The 20,451-nt window shown below is 75.8% G+C and carries 19 protein-coding genes; 11 read left to right on the forward strand and 8 right to left on the reverse strand.

The features are described 5' to 3' along the window. The first annotated feature begins 249 nt into the window (after positions 1–249). The gene (locus tag ACIBAI_RS11125) at positions 250–1,635 is read left to right on the forward strand and encodes a transcriptional regulator (RefSeq protein ID WP_399033049.1); all 1,386 of its coding nucleotides are present in this window, start codon (positions 250–252) and stop codon (positions 1,633–1,635) included. Between the two features lie 216 nt (positions 1,636–1,851). After that, positions 1,852–3,411 (forward strand): hypothetical protein, encoded by a 1,560-nt coding sequence (locus ACIBAI_RS11130; protein ID WP_399033050.1) that lies wholly within the window; start codon positions 1,852–1,854, stop codon positions 3,409–3,411. 69 nt (positions 3,412–3,480) lie between these two features. Here ACIBAI_RS11130 and ACIBAI_RS11135 read toward each other — a convergent pair whose 3' ends face one another. Beyond that, entirely contained in the window at positions 3,481–4,791 is a 1,311-nt protein-coding gene (locus ACIBAI_RS11135) for an ABC transporter substrate-binding protein (protein WP_399033052.1), read from the reverse strand. 117 nt (positions 4,792–4,908) lie between these two features. Here ACIBAI_RS11135 and ACIBAI_RS11140 point away from each other — a divergent pair, with 117 nt between their 5' ends. Together ACIBAI_RS11140 and purU are read left to right on the forward strand one after the other, a co-directional pair. Then, a complete protein-coding gene (locus ACIBAI_RS11140) occupies positions 4,909–5,409 on the forward strand; it encodes a hypothetical protein (RefSeq protein ID WP_399033054.1) in 501 nt (166 codons plus the stop codon). Between the two features lie 57 nt (positions 5,410–5,466). Continuing rightward, complete coding sequence (purU, locus tag ACIBAI_RS11145; RefSeq protein ID WP_344603014.1) at positions 5,467–6,348, forward strand: formyltetrahydrofolate deformylase; 882 nt, start codon at positions 5,467–5,469, stop codon at positions 6,346–6,348. Positions 6,349–6,442: 94 nt separating this feature from the next. On the opposite strand, the gene ACIBAI_RS11150 is transcribed toward purU, so the two are convergent. After that, a complete protein-coding gene (locus tag ACIBAI_RS11150; protein ID WP_399033056.1) occupies positions 6,443–7,900 on the reverse strand; it encodes a maleylpyruvate isomerase N-terminal domain-containing protein in 1,458 nt (485 codons plus the stop codon). Continuing rightward, on the reverse strand, positions 7,897–8,478 hold the full coding sequence (locus tag ACIBAI_RS11155; protein WP_399033057.1) for an RNA polymerase sigma factor: 582 nt from the start codon (positions 8,476–8,478) through the stop codon (positions 7,897–7,899). The genes ACIBAI_RS11150 and ACIBAI_RS11155 overlap by 4 nt, the downstream gene beginning before the upstream one ends. Positions 8,479–8,774: 296 nt before the next feature. Here ACIBAI_RS11155 and ACIBAI_RS11160 point away from each other — a divergent pair, with 296 nt between their 5' ends. The 3 genes from ACIBAI_RS11160 (at position 8,775) to ACIBAI_RS11170 (ending at position 11,106) form a co-directional block, all read left to right on the forward strand. Next, positions 8,775–9,149 carry an STAS domain-containing protein gene (locus ACIBAI_RS11160; protein WP_399033058.1) on the forward strand — a complete coding sequence of 125 codons (375 nt, stop codon included), beginning with the start codon at positions 8,775–8,777 and terminating at the stop codon, positions 9,147–9,149. A 179-nt stretch (positions 9,150–9,328) separates the two neighbouring features. Continuing rightward, on the forward strand, positions 9,329–9,841 hold the full coding sequence (locus tag ACIBAI_RS11165) for an EF-hand domain-containing protein (protein WP_399033059.1): 513 nt from the start codon (positions 9,329–9,331) through the stop codon (positions 9,839–9,841). Between the two features lie 782 nt (positions 9,842–10,623). Beyond that, positions 10,624–11,106: an ATP-binding protein gene (locus tag ACIBAI_RS11170; RefSeq protein WP_399033453.1), complete on the forward strand. Its 483-nt coding sequence runs from the start codon at positions 10,624–10,626 to the stop codon at positions 11,104–11,106. Positions 11,107–11,595: 489 nt separating this feature from the next. Here ACIBAI_RS11170 and ACIBAI_RS11175 read toward each other — a convergent pair whose 3' ends face one another. Next, positions 11,596–12,663, reverse strand: a complete 1,068-nt coding sequence (locus tag ACIBAI_RS11175) for a GlxA family transcriptional regulator (RefSeq protein WP_399033061.1) — start codon at positions 12,661–12,663, stop codon at positions 11,596–11,598. A gap of 71 nt (positions 12,664–12,734) precedes the next feature. On the opposite strand from ACIBAI_RS11175, the gene ACIBAI_RS11180 reads away from it, so the two are divergent. After that, a complete protein-coding gene (locus ACIBAI_RS11180) occupies positions 12,735–14,072 on the forward strand; it encodes an MFS transporter (RefSeq protein WP_399033062.1) in 1,338 nt (445 codons plus the stop codon). On the opposite strand, the gene ACIBAI_RS11185 is transcribed toward ACIBAI_RS11180, so the two are convergent. After that, positions 14,069–15,328, reverse strand: a complete 1,260-nt coding sequence (locus tag ACIBAI_RS11185) for a flavin-containing monooxygenase (protein WP_399033064.1) — start codon at positions 15,326–15,328, stop codon at positions 14,069–14,071. The two genes, ACIBAI_RS11180 and ACIBAI_RS11185, sit on opposite strands and share 4 nt — an antisense overlap. A 262-nt stretch (positions 15,329–15,590) precedes the next feature. On the opposite strand from ACIBAI_RS11185, the gene ACIBAI_RS11190 reads away from it, so the two are divergent. Together ACIBAI_RS11190 and ACIBAI_RS11195 are read left to right on the forward strand one after the other, a co-directional pair. Further along, positions 15,591–16,214, forward strand: a complete 624-nt coding sequence (locus tag ACIBAI_RS11190) for a GNAT family N-acetyltransferase (protein WP_399033066.1) — start codon at positions 15,591–15,593, stop codon at positions 16,212–16,214. 40 nt (positions 16,215–16,254) lie between these two features. Then, a complete protein-coding gene (locus tag ACIBAI_RS11195; RefSeq protein ID WP_399033068.1) occupies positions 16,255–17,148 on the forward strand; it encodes a GNAT family N-acetyltransferase in 894 nt (297 codons plus the stop codon). Here the strand turns inward: ACIBAI_RS11195 and ACIBAI_RS11200 are convergent. The 3 genes from ACIBAI_RS11200 to ACIBAI_RS11210 all read right to left on the reverse strand — a co-directional run bounded on the left by ACIBAI_RS11200 (position 17,134) and on the right by ACIBAI_RS11210 (position 19,434). Beyond that, positions 17,134–17,799, reverse strand: coding sequence for a pyridoxal 5'-phosphate synthase (locus tag ACIBAI_RS11200; RefSeq protein ID WP_399033070.1), 666 nt, complete (start codon positions 17,797–17,799; stop codon positions 17,134–17,136). The two genes, ACIBAI_RS11195 and ACIBAI_RS11200, sit on opposite strands and share 15 nt — an antisense overlap. A gap of 29 nt (positions 17,800–17,828) precedes the next feature. Next, a complete protein-coding gene (locus tag ACIBAI_RS11205) occupies positions 17,829–18,287 on the reverse strand; it encodes a pyridoxamine 5'-phosphate oxidase family protein (RefSeq protein WP_399033072.1) in 459 nt (152 codons plus the stop codon). A gap of 511 nt (positions 18,288–18,798) precedes the next feature. Continuing rightward, positions 18,799–19,434, reverse strand: coding sequence for a TetR family transcriptional regulator (locus ACIBAI_RS11210; RefSeq protein ID WP_399033454.1), 636 nt, complete (start codon positions 19,432–19,434; stop codon positions 18,799–18,801). Positions 19,435–19,568: 134 nt separating this feature from the next. Here ACIBAI_RS11210 and ACIBAI_RS11215 point away from each other — a divergent pair, with 134 nt between their 5' ends. Next, complete coding sequence (locus tag ACIBAI_RS11215; RefSeq protein WP_399033073.1) at positions 19,569–20,291, forward strand: VOC family protein; 723 nt, start codon at positions 19,569–19,571, stop codon at positions 20,289–20,291. The last annotated feature ends 160 nt before the right edge of the window (positions 20,292–20,451 follow it).

Below are 20,451 nucleotides of genomic sequence, written 5' to 3' on the forward strand. Positions count from 1 at the left end.
CATTTTCGGTAGGGGGGCGGGGCATTGATCTTCACGGCCGGATCCTTCCGCCGGGACGTGAGGAGCCCCGGCCGCGGAAGACACGTCAACTCGGTGCGTGGGCAGGCACCGCAGCCTCAGGCGGGTGAGCCGCAGGGCGCGCCGGTGCGGGAGGGCGGACGCGCACGGGCCCGAAGGGCCGGGCGCGACCGCCCCGCCGCGCCGGTGGCAGCGCCCGCGGGCGAGCCGCCAGGAAGCAGGGGGTACGCCATGGCCGCAAGGCCTCTCGTGGCGCGGCAGCCGAACGAACGGCTGCAGGCGCTCATCCAGGAAGCGGGTTGCTCCAACGCGGGGCTGGCCCGCAGAGTCAACATGTGCGGCGCCGAGCACGGCCTCGACCTGCGGTACGACAAGACGTCGGTGGCCCGCTGGCTGCGCGGGCAGCAGCCGCGGGGACGGGCGCCCGCGATCATCGCGGAGGCGCTGGGGCGCAAACTGGGCCGTACGGTCACGATCGACGAGATCGGCATGGCCAACGGCAAGAACCTCGCGTCGGGCGTCGGCCTCCAGTTCTCGCCGACCGTGCTGGGGGCCATCGAGCAGGTGTGCGAGCTGTGGCGCAGCGACGTCGGCCGCAGGGACTTCCTGTCCGGCTCGTCGGTGGCCGCGTCCGCGCTCGTCGAGCCCAGCCGGGACTGGCTGATCTCGGCGCCCGACCCGCAGGTGGCGCGCACGACCGGGCCCCGGGTGGGCCGGTCCGACGTGGCGGCCGTACGCGCGATGACGCAGGCCCTGGTCGAGCTGGACCACCAGTACGGCAGCGGACACGTGCGCCCGGTCGTCGTGCACTACCTCAACAGCGTCGTCTCCGGGCTGCTCGCCGGCTCGTACCGGGAGTCGGTGGGACGCGAACTGTTCGCCACCGTGGCCCGGCTGACGGAACTCGCCGGGTACATGGCGGTCGACACCGGGCAGCCGGGCCTCGCCCAGCGCTACTACATCCAGGCGCTGCGGCTGGCGCAGGCCGCGGGCGACCGCGGATACGGCGGGTACGTGCTGGCCGCGTCCATGAGCCACCTGGCCGCGCAGCTCGGCAACCCGCGGGAGATCGCGCAGTTGGCGCGTGCGGCGCAGGAGGGGACGCGCGGGCGGGTGACGCCGCGCGCGGAGTCGATGTTCCACGCGGCGGAGGCGCGCGGGCACGCCCTGCTGGGCGACGCGCGCGCGGCGCACGCGGCGGCCGGGCGCGCGGTGAGCGCGCTGGAGGCGGCCGGCGGGGCCTCGGGGGACGACCCGGAGTGGATCCGGCACTTCGACGAGGCGTACCTCGCCGACGAACTGGCGCACTGCCACCGGGACCTGGGGCAGGCCGACGCGGCGGCGCGCTGCGCGCGGGAGTCCCTGGCGGGGCACCCCGACACCCGGGTCCGCAGGCGGGCCATCGGCCATGTGCTGCTGGCCACCGCGCAGGTGCAGCAGCGCGAGATCGAGCAGGCCTGCGCCACGGGGCTGAAGGCCGTGGAACTCCTGGAGACCCTGCGCTCCAACCGCGGCGCCGAGTACCTGGAGGACTTCCAGCAGCGACTGGAGCCGTACCGGGAGGAGGCCGTGGTACGGGAGTTCGGGGCGCGCCTCGAACTGCAGACGGCCGCGTGAGCCGGCCGGCGGCCGGCGGCCGGCGGGCCGCCGGTGCGTGAACGGGCGGGAGGCGGCCGCCCGGCGGGCGGGAGGTGACACGAACAGCGCGCGGCCCGGGGTTGTTACCACGGTCACAGGGAAGGAGGTCACGCCCCGTGCGGCGTGGCACCGGGCTTCGGGGACCCGGTAGCGTGAGCCGACGATTCCGAAGGTCCCCCATTCGTAGGAGTCCCGGTGACGCAGAGTGGACAGGGCGAGGAGCCCTCGGCGCGCCCCGCGCGCGAAGGCATCGTGCTGCCCTCCGACGGCGGCGAGCCGCTGCTGCCGGGCACGGCGGACGGGCCGGGCGCCCCGGCGCCCGCCGGCGGCCAGGCCTGGGACCAGCCGTGGGGTCCCGGCCGGCACCAGGACCCGGCCCAGGGCGGCCAAGGCTGGCCGGAACCGCCGGCCCAGTCCTGGGGGGCGCCCGAGGCGGCCCGGCCGGGCCCGGGTCCGCTGCCCCCCGAGGGCGCGCAGCCCCCGGCGTACGGCGCGCAGCCGTCGTACGGGGCCCACGCCTCCGCGTCCCTGCCGCCCGACGGGTACGGCGGCGCGTCCACGGCGTACGGGCAGGGCGGCGCTGCCGGGCCCCTGCCGCCCGCCGACGAGGGCGCCACCCAGTACCTGCCGCCGGTGGCCGCCGGGACGCCCGACGGCGCCACGCAGTACCTGCCGCCCGTCGGCGCGGCCGTGGACGAGGGGGCGACGCAGTACCTGCCGCCCGTCGGGCCGGGGGCGCTGCCGCCGGAGCGGCCCGACGGGACGCCGTCCGAGGCGGCGCGCCACCCGGGCGGGGACCCGCGGGGCGGAGCCGGGCCGCTGGCGCCTGCCGCCCCTTCCGACGCCGAGCCCACGCAGTACCTCCCGCCCGTGGCCGGGCAGCCCGCCGGCGCCGCCTACGGCGCCGGCCAGGACGCGGGCCGGCAGCCGCCCGCCGAGTTCGACAACCTCTTCCGCAGCGAGGGCGGCGGCGACGGCCCGGCCGCGACCCGGAACCTGCCCCGCGTCGACCGGCCGCGCGCCGCGGCCCGGCCGCCGCACGGCCCGGGCGGCGGCCGGCGCGCGGCCCGCGGCGGCGACGGCGGGCGGGGCGGCCGGGGCGCGGCCCGCGGCGGCGACGGCGGCAGAGGCGGATCGCGCGTGCCGCTCATCGCGGCCGTCGGGGTCGGCATCGTCGTCCTCGGCGTCGGGGCCGGTGCCCTGCTGGCGGGCGGGGGCGGCGACGACCAGGGCGCGCGGAACCAGCCCGTCTCCGCCACGGCTCCCGCGACCGGCGGCTCGGCCTCGCCGTCCGTCGACCCGGTGCGCCAGCAGGCCGTCGAGCTGGACAAGCTGCTGGCCGACAGCGGCGACAGCCGGGCCGCGGTGATCAACGCGGTGGCCGACGTGAAGTCCTGCGACAACCTGGCCCAGGCGGCGCAGGACCTGCGCGACGCGGCCGAGCAGCGCGCCGAGCTGGTGACCCGCCTGGAGGGCCTCGCGGTGGACCGGCTGCCCGACCACGAGGCGCTGACCACCCACCTCACCAAGGCGTGGCAGGCGTCGGCCTCGGCCGACAACCACTACGCGGCCTGGGCCGACCAGGTCGCCGGCAAGAAGGGCTGCCACAAGGGGCAGGCCCGCGTCACCGGCCAGACGCAGGCCGGCAACCGGGCGAGCGGCACCGCCACCGCCGAGAAGGCCAAGGCCGCCGCCCTGTGGAACGCGATCGCGAAGACGTACGGCCTGACCGAACGCCAGCCGACCCAGCTGTGACGGACACGGGGCGGCACCGCCGCGGCGCGCCCGCCCCGCCCTCCGCTCGGCCCGCGTCCCGTTCCCGGCTCAGCTCACGTCGGCGCTCTCCAGCGTCTTCGTCGTGTCGACGAACCCCTTGCGGGCCGAGACCAGGCGGCCCTCCCGGACGACCTGCAGGGTGACGTTGGCGTTGACCAGGCGGGGGAAGCCGATCGAGGCCAGCTTGTCCTGGAACTTCCACTGGAGCGTCGGCGTGAGCCCGCCCGTGCCGACCTTCAGCCCGCCGTCCAGGGCCCGCGTGATGGCGTCGGCGGTCACCTCGCGGTCCCCGAGCGACTCCACGATCCGCTTGAACACCGTGTAGGCGATCCAGGTGGTCTGCACTCCGGCGTCCGCGGGGTCGATGTGGTTGTCGCCGAAGGCCTCCTCCCGGATCACCTTCCGCATCGGGTCCCAGCGCGCGTCGCCCGCCACCGGGTACCAGCCGGTGACGTACGACCCCTCGTAGGGGCCGGACGCCCCGCCGGTGGCGTTGATCGCCGTCTGGTCGACGCTGCCCAGCACGGTCGCGGTCCGCACCTCGGGGTAGTCCTCGCGGGCGCGCCGGAAGGAGTCCATGAAGGTGTCGGTGCGGTCCCCCAGCGCGGGCACCACGCACCCCGTGCTCGACGGGTCGGCGGTCGCCCGCTGCAGCGCCCGCTCCGCCTGCCCGCCGTACTCGGTGGCGTCCTCCCGCGCGAGCTGGTCGTGCGCGGCGGCGTGCCCGCCCGCCTCCAGACCCGAATCGAGCAGCACGGGCAGCTGGTCGCCGGCGATGGTGTCGGGCCGGACCAGCGTGACCGGCCCGCAGGACGGGGCGAGCGCGCTGCCGAGACCGGCCAGCAGCGCGGGCTGCCCGCCGTTGACCGGGTAGGAGAGGGGGCTGGTGAACTCGGCGTTCGTGATGCCGTAGCCGCCGATGTACGGGATGCCCGCGCCCTCCAGCGGAGGGAAGAAGGAGTCGGCGTGCTGACTGTAGGATCCGACGACCGCGACGGCGTTCTCCTTGACCGCGCGCCGGGCGCACTTGGCGGCGGACACGCTGTCGTTGTGTTCGTTGCAGGTCAGGACGTTGAGCTTGCGTCCGTTGATGCCGCCCTGGCCGTTGATCCAGCGGGCGTAGGCGCGGGCGAAGGCGGGCATGCCGGGCTTGTTGGTGGCGGCCGTGTCCTGCGGCGCCCACGTCATGACGGTGATCGCGTCGTCCCCGGAGCCCCCCGTGGCACCGGGGACGACGCCGCACCCGGCGGCGAGCGACGCGCAGGCCGCCAGCGCGCCGGTGATCAGGACGCGGGCCCTGCGGGGGCGGGTGAGGAGGCCGGGGAGGAAGGTGCTGGGGGTGCGTCGCCTGCCGGTCATGAATCCACACGATTCCCTTACACGGAGAACCCGGGAGCGACCTCCGGTCAATGAGGGGTGACACGGAGGTGAATTGCGGGGGCAGGCGAAGCCCTCGAGAAAGGGAACGTACGATCGATGACCGTGCAAGGTTCGGAGAACTCTTCCCGCCGTGGCCGTCGCTCCTCCACCATGGGCGGCATGCCACTCAACGACATGCCGTGGTGGCGCTGGCGCAGCAATGTGCGTTCCGCGCTGCACATGCTCTCCGACCCCGTGTTCCAGCGGGACGTCTGGCTGGCCGGCGTGGACGGCTACGGCGACGTCACGGACGCGGTGTACCGGCTGGTCGAGGACACCTGGCTGGACCACTGGTCCGCGGAGAAGTACGTCGGCACGATCTTCCGCGACTCGCAGGAGGCGGCCCTCGTCGACACCGCCGTGCTGCGCGTGCTGCGGATCATGCACCAGGTCGGGCCGGACGCGCCGGTCGCCGCCTACCTGGAGCACCACGCCTGGCCCGAGGCGGTGCGGGCCGCGCGGGACGCCCACGTGCGGATGGCCGTGAGCGACGGCGAGGACCCCGACGCGCCGCCGCGCAGCCTGGAGGTGCTGCGCATCCTGACGCGGTCCGCCTAGCGGGACGTCCCTCCCGGGGTTTCCCGGCGCCGCGCCGCGTATGGGACCCTGTGCTGCATGAACGAGCAGTCCACCCGAGCCGAGGCCCCGGCCGACCAGTACGTCCTCACGCTCTCCTGCCCCGACAAGCAGGGCATCGTGCACGCCGTGTCGAGCTACCTGTTCATGACCGGCTGCAACATCGAGGACAGCCAGCAGTTCGGCGACCACGACACGGGTCTGTTCTTCATGCGCGTCCACTTCTCGGCCGAGGCCCCGGTGACGGTGGACAAGCTGCGCGCCAGCTTCGCGGCGATCGGCGACTCCTTCCAGATGGACTGGCAGATCCACCGGGCCGACGAGAAGATGCGCGTCCTGCTGATGGTCAGCAGGTTCGGGCACTGCCTGAACGACCTGCTCTTCCGCGCCCGGATCGGCGCGCTGCCGGTGGAGATCGCGGCCGTGGTGTCCAACCACACCGACTTCGCCGAACTGGCGGCCTCCTACGACGTCCCCTTCCACCACATCCCGGTGACGAAGGACACCAAGGCGCAGGCCGAGGCGCGGCTGCTGGAGATCGTGCGCGAGGAGCACGTCGAACTGGTCGTGCTGGCCCGCTACATGCAGGTGCTCTCGGACGACCTGTGCAAGCAGCTCGCCGGGCGGATCATCAACATCCACCACTCCTTCCTGCCGAGCTTCAAGGGCGCGAAGCCGTACCACCAGGCGCACGCGCGCGGGGTGAAGCTGATCGGCGCCACCGCGCACTACGTGACGGCCGACCTCGACGAGGGGCCGATCATCGAGCAGGAGGTCGAGCGGGTCGGCCACGACGTCACCCCCGAGGGCCTGGTCGCGATCGGGCGGGACGTGGAGTGCCAGGCGCTGGCGCGGGCCGTGAAGTGGCACGCCGAGCGGCGGATCCTGCTCAACGGGCGGCGGACGGTCGTGTTCGCCTGACGCGCCCCGGCACGCGACGCGCGGCTCCGCGTGAGGCGCGGCCGCGGCGGACGGCGCGCGTCCCCGCCCGCGCGGTCGCCGCCGCGGGCGGCCGCTACATGCGGCTCAGCGACGCGGTGGCGAACAGCACGTCCCTGATCGCCTCCCGGTCCCCGACCTGCCCGGCCGCGGCCTCCTCCGGCGGCAGATGGCCCGCGGCCAGCCGGCAGAAGTCCGCGCTGTCCAGGGCGACGTGGGCCACCTGGTGGCCGGCGGAGCCCACCGCGCCGGGGGAGTCCAGCGGGATGAGCCAGTCGCCTCCGCCGGAGCCCTCGATCTCCAGCCGCAGACTGCGTCCCGCCGTGCCCGCCGGGACCAGGTGCCGGTGCCGGCCGGGCGCGGCGAGCCCGCTGCGGCGGCGCTCCGCCAGCACGAGCGGCAGCATGCGGACGGCCAGGTCGAACATGGCGTGCCGGTGGCGCGGAGCGGGCGGGTCGTACGGGTAGTCCACCGCCTCGGCGATGTCCTCCGCGTGCACCCAGCACTCGAAGGCGCGGTCCAGCATCGCGTCGCGCAGCGGCAGCTCGAAGTCGCCGTACGGGACCGGCGTCCTGCCCGCGGCTCCGGTGCGGGACACCGTCCGCACCAGGCTGTGGCTCTGCTCCCGCCACGGTGCCCGCACCGTGCGGGTGGGCGGGAGGCGCGAGGCGCGCCAGTAGGCCTCGGTGCGGGCGCCCGGGGTCGGGGCCGGGGCGGTGATGTCGCCGAGCGGGTCGTCCAGCCCGAGGGCGACCGCGACCAGGCCGTCCACGCTCAGCAGATGCGCGATGACCCCGGCGACGGTGGTACGGCGGCTCGTCGCCCCCCTGCCCTCGAACCAGCGCAGCCGCACGGGCGCGTGCCACTCGGCGTCGCCGATGTCCTGCAGCAGCGCGTCCAGGCGCGCGGTCTCGGCGTCGTACGGCGCGGCCCACTCGGGCACCGGGACGCGCGGCGGGCGCCGCTGCAGGCAGGCATCCAGCACGCGGGTGCGCAGGGCCGGGTCCAGGTCGAGGCTGTCCGGCCACTGCAGCAGCCCGACGGCGTCCCGCAGCCGCAGCGCCTCGTCGGCGCAGGCCCCGCACTCCCCGAGGTGCGCCTCGACGGCCGCCGACTCCTCCCCGGAACAGGCGGCCAGCGCCCAGGCGCCGAGCAGCGACTTCAGCACGGGGTGTTCCAGGGGGAGGGGCGGGGGCGGCGGGGGCCGGTCCGGGCGCTCCCCCGGCGCCGGCGGGAGCGGGCCGCCGTCCTCGACGGGGACGCGGGGCAGCGGGACGCGCGGGGGCCGCTCCCGGCGCCACCCGCCGCCGGGTCCGGGGCCGCCCGGCTGCCCCGGCCCGTCCGGGCCGCCGGCGCGCTCCGGGGCGCCCGCGTCCCCGGCCCCGCCGCGGCCGCCCGGCCCGTCCGGCCGCCCCGGTCCGCCGGACCCGTTCCGGCCCCCGGCCCCGCCGTGCGCCTCGCACCCGCCGGCCTGCTCCGGCTCCCCGCCCGTCCCGTACGTCCGGCACTCCTCGAACTGCCCCGTGCCCTTCACGCCGCGCCCCCGTGGCCGGGCCGCGGCGCGGACGGGCCGGTGTGGTGGGCCGTGGACAGGAGCTGCAGGCCCAGGCGGAGGCGGCGGCGGGCCTCGTCCTCGGTGACGCCGAGGTCGGCGGCGGTCTGGCGGTAGTCGCGGCGCTGGAAGTAGGCCAGTTCCAGTGCGGCCCGCAGCGGAGCCGGCATGGCCTGGACGATGTAGTCGGCGCGGGCGGCGACCGCGGCGTGCCGCACCTTGCGCTCGAGTTCCTCGGCGCTGCCGGGGCCGCCGCGGGCGAGGGCGGCGGTCCCGGTGGTGCGCAGCCGTTCCACGGCCAGGCGGTGGGCCAGCGCGGCGACCCAGGTGCGCAGGGGGCCCTGCCCGGGGTCGTAGGCGTCCGGATGCCGCCAGACGTGCGCGAAGACCTCGCGGGTGATCCCGTCGGCGGCCGGCTCGTCACCGAGCACCCGGTACGCGAGGCCGTGCACCAGCGAGGCGAACCGGTCGTAGAGTTCGCCGAGGGCCGCCGCCTCCCCGTGCGCGAGCCGCTGCTGCATCCCGAGGTCCCAGCGCGGCGGTACGTCCTGCTTCGCCATGCGGCCTCCTCACCCCTCGCCCGTGCCGGCGGCCGGCCCGGTGCCGCCGTCCTCTCGAATGTAATCGGCACGTCCGGGGCCGCACGCCCCTTTGCGGCAATGCGCGCCCCTGATGGACCACAGGTGGTAAAGGGCCGTCCGGCACCCGATCGAACAGGATCGAATCGAGCAGGAACAAGCCTGTTTTGCATGATTGCCGTTTGTCCAACGGCGTTTCAGGGAACGGCCGGTGGGCAGCCGCGCTCACAAGAAGCGCAAGGACTGCTTCCACTTGGGGGTTCCAGCGAGCGAAGGGCATGGTGGTGGCGCTCAACGTGACCGATGGCGAGCAGGGCGGATGGGCCGTGCTCCGGGTGTCCGGCGAGCTGGACCTGGTGACGTCGCCGGTGCTGCGTCAACGGGTGCACGACGTGGTGGCCGCCGGCCGCCACAGTCTCGTCCTCGACCTCTCCGAGGTCCTGTTCTGCGACTCCAGCGGCGTCGGCGTCCTGATCGCCACCCGCCGCCTCATACGCTCCTGCCAGGGCCGGCTGTGCCTGATCCTGCCGGCCCGGGGCGCGGTCGACGGCTCGCACGTCAACCGGGTCCTGGGGGCGCTGGGGGTCCGCCGCCTGTTCGACGTCCATCCCGACCTCGCCTCGGCGGTCGGCGAGGAGCCGCTGTCGGCCTAGTCGCCCGAGCCGGGCGGTACCCCGGTCCGCCGGGAGCTCACATCACGGTTCCGCCACGCCGTTGTCCCGGAATTCGCCCGGTCCTGGCCCGGGCGTCACTTTGCCGTGCCCGGACGTCCCCCGGCGTCGTACGCTCCGTGCGAGAAGCACCCACCCGACGTAAGGCGGCCGGAAAAGAGATGGTCAGCAGCGAGTACGAGCGCAGGATCGCGGCCAGGTTCGCCACCTTCGACCAGGACGGCAACGGCTACATCGACCGTGAGGACTTCAGCGGGGCGGCCAAGGCGCTGCTCGCGGAGTTCGGCACCGCGGCCCGCTCCGACAAGGGGCAGGCCCTGTACGGCGGTGCCGAGGCGTTCTGGCAGGGCATGGCGGGGATGGCGGACCGGGACGGGGACCAGCGCGTCACCCGGGAGGAGTTCGTCACCGGAGCGGTCAAGCGCCTGCGGGACAACCCGGACCGGTTCGCCGAGATCGCCCGTCCCTTCCTGCACGCGGCCCTGGCCGTCGCCGACGCCGACGGCGACGGCGCGGCCACTCCCGAGGACGCCGCGCGGGCGCTGAAGGCGCTGGGCGTGCCCGAGGACGCCGCCCGCGCCGCGGCCGCCGCGCTCGACGCGGACGGCGACGGCAAGGTGGGCGAGGCGGACGCCGTGTCGGCCTTCGCCCGCTACTTCGCCGTGTCCGAGTAGCCTCGCGCCCCGGCGGAAGGCCGCGGGCGTCGCTCCCCGGGGCGCCGGCGCCCGCGTCCGCGGCGGCCGTCGGGCGAGGGCCGCGACGGTCCGCCGGGTCCGGGTCCGGGTCCGGCAGGGGGGCCGCGCTCCGTCGGCGGACCGCCCGGTGCCGGGCCCGCGGGACGGTGGCGGCCCCCCCGCCGCCGGGCGGGCGGACCGGTGCCCGTCACGGAGGCGATGTGACGGTCGGTGACGAACCCTCCGGGCCGGCCTCCTGGCCGTGGCGGTCCGGTGGGTCTCTGTCCTGCGGCGTCGCCGCCGCCCCCGGACCGGTGTCACGGAGCGTGGCGGAGGATGGTTACAGAGCGTTGATATCGGGTTGTGTCCCGCGCACGGCTCGTCACGGCCCGGAGTCGGCGTTCCGCTCGGGTACCGTGAGGCAGATGCGAGTGGTTCCGAGCGCGAGCCGAGCCGGCGCCGCCTCCGGGGCGGCCCCGGATCCGGCGGTGCACGCCGATGATCGCAGGTCGGCGGGGTGGTTGACCGCCGCCTGTTCGGATCGCCGCGACGAGCGTCGCACAGTATGCCGTACGGGTACTCCTTCGCGCTGGAATATGCCCGAAGCGCTTGTTGGGGTGACTGTACGTCAACCATGCTGTCGCACAAGGGGGTCACGTTCCGTGATCCCTGCCTCGGTCGTCGTCCCGGCCGTGCAGAAGACGGCCACGACCGTGGCTCCCGTGAGGCGCGAGCCTCTGTGTCCACCGGTTCGGATGGTGTGAGCGGTGCAGGTGCTTCAAGTGCAGCTGGAGATCCGGCCCGACCCCGCGGAGGTCGGACGAGCCCGGAGATGGGCCCGCTCGCGGCTCGCCGGGACCGGGATAGGAGCCGACGAACCGCTCGCCGAGACGCTGGTCCTGCTCGTCTCCGAGCTGGTCACCAACGCGGTGGTGCACACCGGGTGTCCCGCCGTGCTGCGGCTGTCCCTGCCGGGAACGGCCGCCGAGGGGGCCACCGTCCGCCTCGAGGTCGCCGACGCCAGCGACCGGGCGCCGGAGCCCCGGTGCGCGGACGGCGACGCGACCGGCGGCCGGGGCCTCGCCCTCGTCGACGGGCTCGCCGACCGCTGGGGCTGGGTCCCCGAGGGCGCCGGCAAGCGCATCTGGTGCGAACTGGACCGCTGCGCGCAGCGCCGGGCGGCCGCGGCGGCCTGCGGCGGCGATGCCGCGGTGCGCGGGGACGGGGCGCCGGCGTACGACGGGCTGGCCTACGAGGCGGTCTGAGCCCCGTCGCCGGATCCCGTGGCCCGTGCCACGGGCGGGAGTCCGGCGCCGGGCGCGGGGCGCGGGCGCACGGAGTCCGGGTGCGCCGGGAAAGGGGCGGTGCGGTGCGCCGGTCGTGCTTCCGTGCGCGGCCGCATGAACGGGATGTAACGGACGAATCGCCAAGCCGCTGTTGACGCCTCGTGATGGGTTGATCACCCTTGAGGGCAGCGATTCGCCGTGAGGGGACGGCGAGGACTCCGGTGACAGGAGCCCTCGTCGAGCGCGGGTCGTGATTCGGCGTCGGTTCCGTCGGGGCCGTGGGGGTGGGAGCGCCGGAGTCGGATGGCGGCGCGCGGTGCCGTGCTCGGGGCGGGCACCGAGGCGCCGCCACCCGGCCTCTTCCGGGGGTGCCCGGCGGGAGCCCGCTCAAGGGCGCGGCCGCGTCGACGGCGGTCCCGGCCGGCGCGGCCCCGACCCCGGTGCCGGCCGCGACCGGCCGACGGGGCGTCAGCGCACGGCGGTCCCGGCGCCGCCGCGGTTTCCGCCGCCTCCGACCCCGCCGCCTCCCGTCCGGAAGGTCCGGCGGTACGCGGTCGGCGTGACGCCGAGCGCCGCCTGGAGGTGCTGGCGCATCGACTGGGCCGTGCCGAAACCCGCCTCCCGGGCCACCTGGTCGACGGACAGGTCGGTGGACTCCAGCAGGTGCCGGGCCCGTTCGACGCGCTGCCGGGTGAGCCACTGCCCGGGGCTGACGCCGACCTCCTCGCGGAAGCGGCGCGTGAAGGTGCGTACCGACATGGCCTCCTGCTCGGCCAGGTCGCGCAGCTGGATCGGCTCGTGGAGGCGGCCGAGCGCCCAGGCGCGGGCGGCGGCCGTGGACGCCTGCTGCGGATCGGGCACCGGCCGCTCGACGTACTGCGCCTGCCCGCCGTCGCGGTGGGGCGGTACGACCGTCCGGCGGGCCACCTCGTTGGCGACGGCCGTCCCGTGGTCGCGGCGCACGATGTGCAGGCACAGGTCGATCCCGGCGGCGACCCCCGCGGAGGTCAGGACGTCGCCGTCGTCGATGAACAGCACGTCCGGGTCGACCCTGATCCGCGGGAACAGGCGCTGGAGGCGTTCGGCCTCCGCCCAGTGGGTGGTGGCGGGGCGGCCGTCGAGGTAACCGGCGGCGGCGAGGACGTAGACGCCGGTGCAGATGGACGCGAGGCGCGTGCCCGGCCGGATGCGGGCGAGCGCGGCGGCCAGTTCGCCGGTCAGCACGCCCTCGGTGAACACCGGGCCGAGTTCGTAGGAGGCCGGGACGACCACGGTGTCGGCGGTGGCGAGGGCCTCCGGGCCGTGGTCGACGTGGATGGTGAAGTCGGCGTCGGTCCCGACCGGGCCCGGCGGCCGGACGGAGCAGGTGACGACCTCGTACAGCGGCCGCCCCCGGTCGTCCCGGGGGCGGCCGAAGATCCGGTGCGGGATGCCCAGTTCGAAGGGGAGCAGCCCGTCGAGGGCGAGGACGACGACGCGGTGCGGACGGTGGGCGGGGCCGTCGGCCGCGGGGGCCGTGCCCGATCCTTCGGTCATGGCCCGATCCTAGCGAGTACTGTCCTTCGGGCCACTCGATGGAGCCGGGCCCGTACCGGAAGCTCTACGACGTGACCCAGACGACCGAAACAGAGAACACCGCACCGACGTCCGGACCGGACCGGACCCGCGCGCGGCGGGGCCGCCTGACGACACCGCACCGCGCCTGGTTCGTCGCCGCCGTCACCTTCGTGACGATCATCGGCGCCGCCGCCTTCCGCTCCCTGCCCGGGCTGCTCATCGACCCGCTGCACCAGGAGTACGGCTGGTCCCGCGGCACGATCGGCGCCGCGGTCTCCGTCAACCTCGCGCTGTACGGGCTGACCGCGCCGTTCGCGGCGGCGCTGATGGACCGCTTCGGCATCCGGCGGGTCGTCGCGGTCGCCCTGACCGTGATCGCGGCCGGCGCGGGGGCCACGGTGTGGATGACCTCGGCCTGGCAGCTGATGCTCTGCTGGGGCCTGCTGGTCGGCCTCGGTTCCGGCTCGATGGCGCTGGCGTTCGCGGCGACGGTCACCAACCGCTGGTTCACCGAGCGGCGCGGCCTGGTCAGCGGCATCCTCACCGCCGCCTCGGCCTCCGGGCAGCTGATCTTCCTCCCCCTGCTGTCCTGGATCGTCGAGAACCACCACTGGCGTCCGGCGGCCGTCACGGTCGCGCTCGCCGCCCTCGCGGTCGTGCCGTTCGTCTGGCTCCTGCTGCACGACCACCCGGCGGACGTGGGGCTGAAGCCGTACGGCGCGAAGGAGTTCGCCGCCAAGCCCGCGCCCGTGCCCGGCGCGGCGCGGCGCGCGGTCGCCGTGCTGTTCTCGGCGCTGCGCACCGGCCCGTTCTGGCTGCTGGCCGGCACCTTCGCGATCTGCGGCGCCTCGACGAACGGCCTGATCCAGACCCACTTCGTGCCCGCCGCGCACGACCACGGCATGCCGCTGACGGCCGCCGCCTCCCTGCTCGCGGTCATCGGCGTGTTCGACGTGATCGGCACGATCGCCTCCGGCTGGTTCACCGACCGCTTCGAGCCGCGCCGCCTGCTCGCGGTCTACTACGCCCTGCGCGGCGTCTCGCTGCTCTTCCTGCCGATCCTGCTGGCGCCCTCCGTGCACCCGCCGATGATCTTCTTCATCGTCTTCTACGGCCTCGACTGGGTCGCCACCGTCCCGCCCACCCTGGCCCTGTGCCGGGAGCAGTACGGCGACGACAGCGCGATCGTCTTCGGCTGGGTCCTCGCCTCCCACCAGGTCGGCGCCGCCCTGGTCGCCTTCCTCGGCGGCGTGGCCCGGGACGCGTTCGGCTCCTACGACGTGGTCTGGTACGCCTCCGGCGCCCTGTGCGCGGCGGCGGCCCTGATGGCGCTGGTGATCCGGCGCCGCCCGGCCGCACCGGCGCCGGGGCTCGCGGCGGCGGCCTAGGCCCGCCCGGCGGGGCCCCTCGCCCGGCGGTGCCGCCGCGCGGGTCGGCGGGGGATCCGGGACGCCGTTCCCCCGTGCTCCCGGGCGACGGCCTTCGCGATCCGCCGCGCGTCGCGGGCCAGCTCGCGGAGCGTCCCGCTGATCGGGTTGGTGAAGCCGGTGAAGTACAGGCCGGGGGCGTTCCTCGGGGAGCGGGGGCCGTGGACGACCGGGCGGCCGCGTGCGTCGAGCACGCCGAGGTGGCCGACGAGTCCCTCCAGCGCGCGGACGTAGCCGGTGGCCGCGATCACGGCGTCCGGTTCGGCGCGGGTGCCGTCGGCGAGGACCACCGCGCCGTCCTCGAAGCCGTTCACGGCGGCCACGATCTCCACCCGCCCCCGGCGCACGGCGTCGACCAGGCCGACGTCCTGCACCGGGATGGCACCCTCGGTCACCCGGCTGTAGAGGCCGGTGGCGGGCCGGGGCAGGCCGTGGGCCGACAGGTCGGGCACGCCGAGCCGGGCCACCGGGCGGGCGAGCCGGTCGACGAGGCGGACCGGCAGCCGCCGCACCAGGACGGCCGTGTACTGGGCGGCCCACCCGGCGGTGGAGCGGCGGACGATGTGCGGGGCGGTGCGGACCGACAGCCGCACCCGGGAGGCGCCGCCCTCCGCGAGGTCGACGGCGATCTCGGCGCCGGTGTTGCCGGCCCCGACGACCAGGACGTCCCGCCCGGCGTAGGGGGCGGGGCCGCGGTACTCCGAGGCGTGCAGGAACGCGCCGGTGTAGGCGGCGCGGCCGGGCCAGTCGGGTATGCGCGGGGTGTGGTTGTGGCCGGTGGCGACGACCACCGCGGCGGCGGCCAGCTCGCGGCCGCCGGTGGCGCGCAGCAGCCAGCCGGTGCCGTCGGGGGCGCGCTGGACGCGGGTGACCTCGACGCCGGTGACGATCTCCAGGCCGTGGTGCTCGGCGTACTTCTCCAGGTAGCGCACCATGTCGTCGCGGGACACCCACCGCCCGAACCGGCGCGGCATCGGCAGCCCGGGCAGGGCCGACAGCCGCCGGGTGGTGTGCAGGCGCAGACGGTCGTAGTGGCGCCGCCAGGACGCGCCGACGCGGTCGGACCGCTCCAGGACGACGGTGCGGACGCCCCGGGCGCGCAGCGCGTGGGCGGCGGCGAGACCGCCCGGACCGCCGCCGATGACGTACACCGGGCGGTCCGCGGGGTGTGCGGACGCCGTCCCGGAGGGGGATGCGGACGCTGTGGAGTCGGCCATGGGCGGGAGCGTAATCCCGCACCCGGTTGATGGGTCTCGGTCAAGACCGGAATTGGTTGCGGATCGGTCACGGATGTGGGCCGGCCGGACGGATCCGGTGACGCGGAGGGGGCGTTCGTGAGGGTGGTGTGCGCGGTGCGCCGCCGGGGCCGGGGCGCACGCGCCGCGGCGCCCGGTCCCGGCGCCTCCCGGGCCCGGACCGCGGCGGCCGCGGGGCGCGGGCGGCGAACTCGCGGGGCACCCGGTGTTGTTGAATGGATCAATGGCCCGTGCGCACGAGCGGTACCCGACCCCCGCCCTCCCCGAGGTGTCCGGCCACGGCCTGCGCCTGCGCCCCTGGGACGCCGCCTCCGACGCCCACGCCGAGGCGTGGCTGCGCGGGAACCGGGACCCCGAGTTCCGGCGCTGGAACACCCCCGTCCGGCCGGTCACGGACCTGCGCGGCGCGCGCGAGTCGCTGCGCGCGCGGATCCGGGTCGCCGCGGAGGGCCGGGGCGCGTCGTTCCGGATCACGGACGCGCACGGCGACACCACGCTGGGGCACATCGGCGTCAACGAGATCAACCGCGCCCTGCGCCTGGCCCGCGTCGGCTACTGGGTGCTCCCCGAGGCCCGCGGCCGGCACGTCGCCACCCGCGCCCTGCTGCTGGCCGCGCGCTGGGCGTTCGCGGAACTCGGCCTGCACCGCCTGGAACTGGACCACGCGGTCGGCCACGAGGCCTCCTGCCGGATCGCCGAGCGCTGCGGATTCCGGTACGAGGGCACCCTGCGCGGCGCCGTCTTCGCACCGGAGCGGCACGACGCGTTCCGCGACGCGCACCTGCACGCCCGCCTGGCGACGGATCCGGAGCCGGAACCGTCGCCGGGGGAGGGCGGGGCGCCGTGAACCGGAGGCGGGCTCCCGGGGGCCGGCGGGACCATGGGACATGCGCTTCGACGACTGGCACCTCACCCACGACCTCGACGACTTCCTGGGCCGGGCGGGCGCGTTCCTGCGGTCCGCGCCCGCCCTGCACACCGTCCCGCTGACCGTCACGGAGACCCTGCGCGCCCGTGGCCCGTACGCGTACGGCGACGAGGCGCCCGAGTTCGGCGTCCTGGAGCGGGACGGCACCGTCCGGGCGTCCTTCTTCCGCACCCCGCCGCACTGGCTGAACCTCACCGCCCTGACCGGCGAGGAGGCCGACGGGCTCGCCGCGCTGCTGGCCGGCCGGGGCCTGCGCCTGCCGGGCGTGAACGCCGAGCGCGGCACCGCCGCCGCCTTCGCCGAGGCCTGGCGGCGCCGTACGGGCGCGACCGCCGAGGTGCGGCAGCGGCTGCGGCTCTACCGGCTCGGCACCCTGACCGCGCCGCGGCCCGTTCCGCCCGGCCGCCCCCGGACCGCGGGCGCGGCCGACCGGGAGCAGCTGGTGCGCTGGTTCGAGGGGTTCTGCCGGGACACCGGCGAGGGCGTCGCGCAGGACGCCGCCCGGTGGGCGGACGCGCGCATCGACCGCGGTGACGTCCTGTTCTGGGAGGCGCCCGACGGCACCCCGGTGTCCATGGCGGGCGTGTCCCCGCGGGTCGCCGGCCAGGTCCGGGTCTTCGGCGTCTACACCCCGGCCCCGCTGCGCGGCCGGGGCTACGCGGGCGCCGTCACGGCCGAGGCCGGCCGGGCCGCGCTGGCGTCGGGGGCCCGGGAGGTCCTGCTCTTCGCGGACCTGGCCAATCCGACCAGCAACGGCCTGTACCAGCGGATCGGGTACCGTCCGGTCGCCGACTTCGACGTCCACGTCTTCCACCACGGGCCGTCGCCCGCGCGGCCGTCAGGGCCACAGTAGGTCCCGGCGCCAGCCGTCCCGCGCGCGCCGGTAGGCGAGCCGCACATGCCGCCGCCGGGCGTCCCCCTGGAAGAACTCCACCTCGTCCGGCCGGACCCGGTACAGCGTCCAGGTCGGCACGGGGGCGTCCGGCTCGCGCCGCGCGCGTTCCCAGGCCGCCGCCGAGGCGCGCGCCAGCTCGCCGGGGGAGTCCAGGACCTCGCTCTGGCGGCCGGTCAGGGCGGCGGCCAGGGCGCCGGTCGAGCGGACGCCCAGATCCGCCCGGGACTCCTCGGGCGGGGCGGCGGCGACCGGGCCGCGCAGCCGGACCTGGCGGCCCAGGACCGGCCAGTAGAAGGCGAGGGCGGCGTACGGGCGGGCGGCGAGCTGCCGGCCCTTGCGGCTCGTGGCGTGGGTCGCGAAGGACCAGCCGTCCGCGTCCGCGCCGTGCAGCATCACGATCCGTACGTCGGGCCGGCCCGCCTCGTCCGCCGTCGCCAGCGACACGGTGTGCGGCTCGGCCTGCCCGGCCGCCACCGCCGCCGCGAACCACTCGGTGAACAGGGGCAGCGGGTCGGCGGGCGCGGCGGCCGGGTCGAAGGGCGGCAGCTCGGTGACGGCCGGGTCCCACACCCGCAGGGACCTCAGCAGCTCGGGAAGATCCGTACTCACTCCCCGATTGTCGCCTGCGGCGCCGCTCGTCACGCGGACGCGGCGCCCTCCGGGGCGTAGTCCGAGACGCCGCCGAGGTCGGACGACACCCACCGCTCGGGCCGCATGTGGACGACGACCTGCTCGCCGTGGCCGGTCCAGGCGAAGTCGACGTAGGCGTCGACCCGGTCGGCCGGGAGGTAGCGGGCCGCGAGCTCCCTCAGCTGTTCGAGCGTGGCGGGGGCGGTGTCGACGACCGGGCCCTCGACCGACACGTACCGGACGGTGGGCTCCAGCCGGTCGACCATCAGCGAGAACCGGCCCGCCGCGCTGATCAGCCCGTACTTGCGGGAGTCCCGCCCGGTCATGATCCATACGGTGCCGCCGGGCGCGTACTGGTACCAGATCGGCACGGTGAGCGGGGCGCGTCCGGCACCCGCGTCGACCGAGAGGGCGGCGACGTGCGGCTCGGCCAGGAACCGGGCACGCTCTTCGCGGGTCAGGGGCATGTCGGGCCTCCTCGTGCGGCGCGATGTCCGTTCACCACGTCACAACACCGGCCGCGCGGCGATGTGTTCCCCGGCAGGGGCCGCGGCCGGGCGGGCGTCCGGCCGCGGCGCGGGACGCGAGTCCGGCCGTCGGGCGGACGGCGGCGCGGCACCCCGGGCGAGGCCCCGCGGGCGCCGGGGCGGACACGCGGCAGGCGGCGGCCCGCCCGGGTGGACCACCGCCTGCGGGACCGGGACCGCCGGGCGGGACCGTGGGACCGGAGTGCGTGACAGGGGGTGCGCGGCGGGACCGTGGGACAGAAGGTGCGGGACGGGACCGCGTGACAGGGGGTGCGCAGCAGGAGTGCGTGACAGGAGGTGCGGGACCGCGGTGCGTGACAGGGGGTGCGCGGCGGGATCGCGTGACAGGGGGTGCGGGACGGGAGGTGCGAGAGGGGACCGCGTGACAGGGGTGCGGGACGGGACCGCTGGACAGGGCGTCGGTCCGGGCGGCCGGTGCGCCGGGCCGGGGCTACTTCGTCGGCTTCCTGCCGGTGATGCCCAGGTACACCAGCAGTGCCAGGTGGGGCCTGAGCTCGGTCTGCTTGACGCCCCAGGAGGAGAAGCCCTTCTGGTGCGAGGCCACCGACGCGAGCATCGTGACGATCGAACCGGCGATCGCCGCCGGGTTCACGTCCTTGTCGACCTTGCCCTTGGACTGCAACTCGGCGACGGCGTCGGACAGGGGGCCGTTCACCGAGTTCAGGATCTTCATGCGGAGCTTGTAGAAACGCTTGTCGCCCTCGGCGGCGCCCAGGTCGACGACCCGGAGGATCGCGTCGTTGCGGCGCCAGAACTCCAGAAACCCGTCGACGAGTTCCTGAGCGGTCTGCCAGCCGGCCTTGCCGACCCAGGAACGCCCCTGGACCAGCTCGGTCAACCCGGTGCCCTCCGCGGCCGTTTGCTCGGCGATCTCCAGGACGGCGCCCTCGACGTCCGGGAAGTACTGGTAGAAGGTCGCGGGCGAAGTGCCGGCCTTCCGGGCGACGTCGATGACCTTGACATCCCGGTAGGGGGAGGAGCTGAGCATCTCGCTGAGGCAGTCGAGCAGCTTCTGCCGGGTCGCCTGCCCGCGCCGGCCGGCCACCCGGCCGTCGACGGTCCGCACTTGTCCTGTCATGTCGTCAGCTTACCGAGGGGTGATGGGAGCGCGATTCGGCCGACTGCAAATGGGGTGCGCGGGCGCGCGGAGGAAGGTGTGCCTGGTCTGCGCGGTGCGGGAGACCCGGTTACTTTGACAGCATGGCCGAAAACAGGGCATCCGGGTATGGAGAGGGCGTCCCCTGCTGGGTGGACGCGCAACTGCCCGACGTCGAGGCGGGCAAGCGGTTCTACGGGGAGCTCTTCGGATGGGTCTTCGAGGACCGCGCGGGCCCGGTCGCCTGGGCGCTGAAGGACGGTGCGCCCGTCGCCGCGCTCACGCGGAAGACGGACGGCCGGCTGCCCACCGTCTGGACGGTGTACTTCGCCACCCCGGACGCCGGGGCGCTGGCCGGGCGGATCCTGGCCGCCGGCGGCCAGGTCGTCTCGGCGCCGCGGCCGGTCGGCGAGCTCGGGGTCACCGCTCTCGTCACCGACCCCGAGGGCGCGGTCTTCGCGCTCTGGCAGCCGGGCGGCCACCCCGGCTTCGGCCGGCGCCACGAGCCGGGCACCTTCGCCTGGGCCGAGCTGTACACCCGGGACACCGACGCCGCCAACGCCTTCTACGGCGGTCTCTTCCACGAGGCCCTCTTCGGCCCGGGCGCCGACCCGGACTTCGGCCGGGCCCCGGTCGAGGACGTCTTCCCCGCCGAGATGCCGCCGCACTTCCTCGTCCACTTCGGCGTCGCCGACTGCGCCGCCGCCGCGGAGGCCGTCGGCCGGCTCGGCGGGCGGGTGCGGACGCCGCCGTTCGACACCTCGTACGGCCGCGTGGCCGTCGTCGCCGACGACCAGGGGGCTCCCTTCGCGCTGCTCCAGCGCTGAACGGTGCCCGCCGCACGCGGAACAACCCTTTTTGCGCCACGGAACGGCCGCGTTCCGCCCGGGATGACACGAGACACCCCGATTGTCCCCGGGTTCGCAACCAGCGCCTCGGCCAGGAAGAATCAGGGGGCGTGCCGCCATGGCGGTGCGGTGGTGAGAC

The organism is Streptomyces sp. NPDC051041 (assembly GCF_044456065.1).
GTDB classification, from domain to species: domain Bacteria; phylum Actinomycetota; class Actinomycetes; order Streptomycetales; family Streptomycetaceae; genus Streptomyces; species Streptomyces glaucus.

What these genes read in the sequence shown, in the direction of transcription:
- ACIBAI_RS11125 (WP_399033049.1), top strand. Translation starts at nt 250, where the DNA reads ATGGCCGCAAGGCCTCTCGTGGCGCGGCAGCCGAACGAACGGCTGCAG.
- ACIBAI_RS11135 (WP_399033052.1), bottom strand. Translation starts at nt 4,791, where the DNA reads ATGACCGGCAGGCGACGCACCCCCAGCACCTTCCTCCCCGGCCTCCTC.
- ACIBAI_RS11140 (WP_399033054.1), top strand. Translation starts at nt 4,909, where the DNA reads ATGACCGTGCAAGGTTCGGAGAACTCTTCCCGCCGTGGCCGTCGCTCC.
- purU (WP_344603014.1), top strand. Translation starts at nt 5,467, where the DNA reads ATGAACGAGCAGTCCACCCGAGCCGAGGCCCCGGCCGACCAGTACGTC.
- ACIBAI_RS11155 (WP_399033057.1), bottom strand. Translation starts at nt 8,478, where the DNA reads ATGGCGAAGCAGGACGTACCGCCGCGCTGGGACCTCGGGATGCAGCAG.
- ACIBAI_RS11160 (WP_399033058.1), top strand. Translation starts at nt 8,775, where the DNA reads ATGGTGGTGGCGCTCAACGTGACCGATGGCGAGCAGGGCGGATGGGCC.
- ACIBAI_RS11165 (WP_399033059.1), top strand. Translation starts at nt 9,329, where the DNA reads ATGGTCAGCAGCGAGTACGAGCGCAGGATCGCGGCCAGGTTCGCCACC.
- ACIBAI_RS11175 (WP_399033061.1), bottom strand. Translation starts at nt 12,663, where the DNA reads ATGACCGAAGGATCGGGCACGGCCCCCGCGGCCGACGGCCCCGCCCAC.
- ACIBAI_RS11185 (WP_399033064.1), bottom strand. Translation starts at nt 15,328, where the DNA reads ATGGCCGACTCCACAGCGTCCGCATCCCCCTCCGGGACGGCGTCCGCA.
- ACIBAI_RS11190 (WP_399033066.1), top strand. Translation starts at nt 15,591, where the DNA reads ATGGCCCGTGCGCACGAGCGGTACCCGACCCCCGCCCTCCCCGAGGTG.
- ACIBAI_RS11195 (WP_399033068.1), top strand. Translation starts at nt 16,255, where the DNA reads ATGCGCTTCGACGACTGGCACCTCACCCACGACCTCGACGACTTCCTG.
- ACIBAI_RS11205 (WP_399033072.1), bottom strand. Translation starts at nt 18,287, where the DNA reads ATGCCCCTGACCCGCGAAGAGCGTGCCCGGTTCCTGGCCGAGCCGCAC.
- ACIBAI_RS11215 (WP_399033073.1), top strand. Translation starts at nt 19,569, where the DNA reads ATGGCCGAAAACAGGGCATCCGGGTATGGAGAGGGCGTCCCCTGCTGG.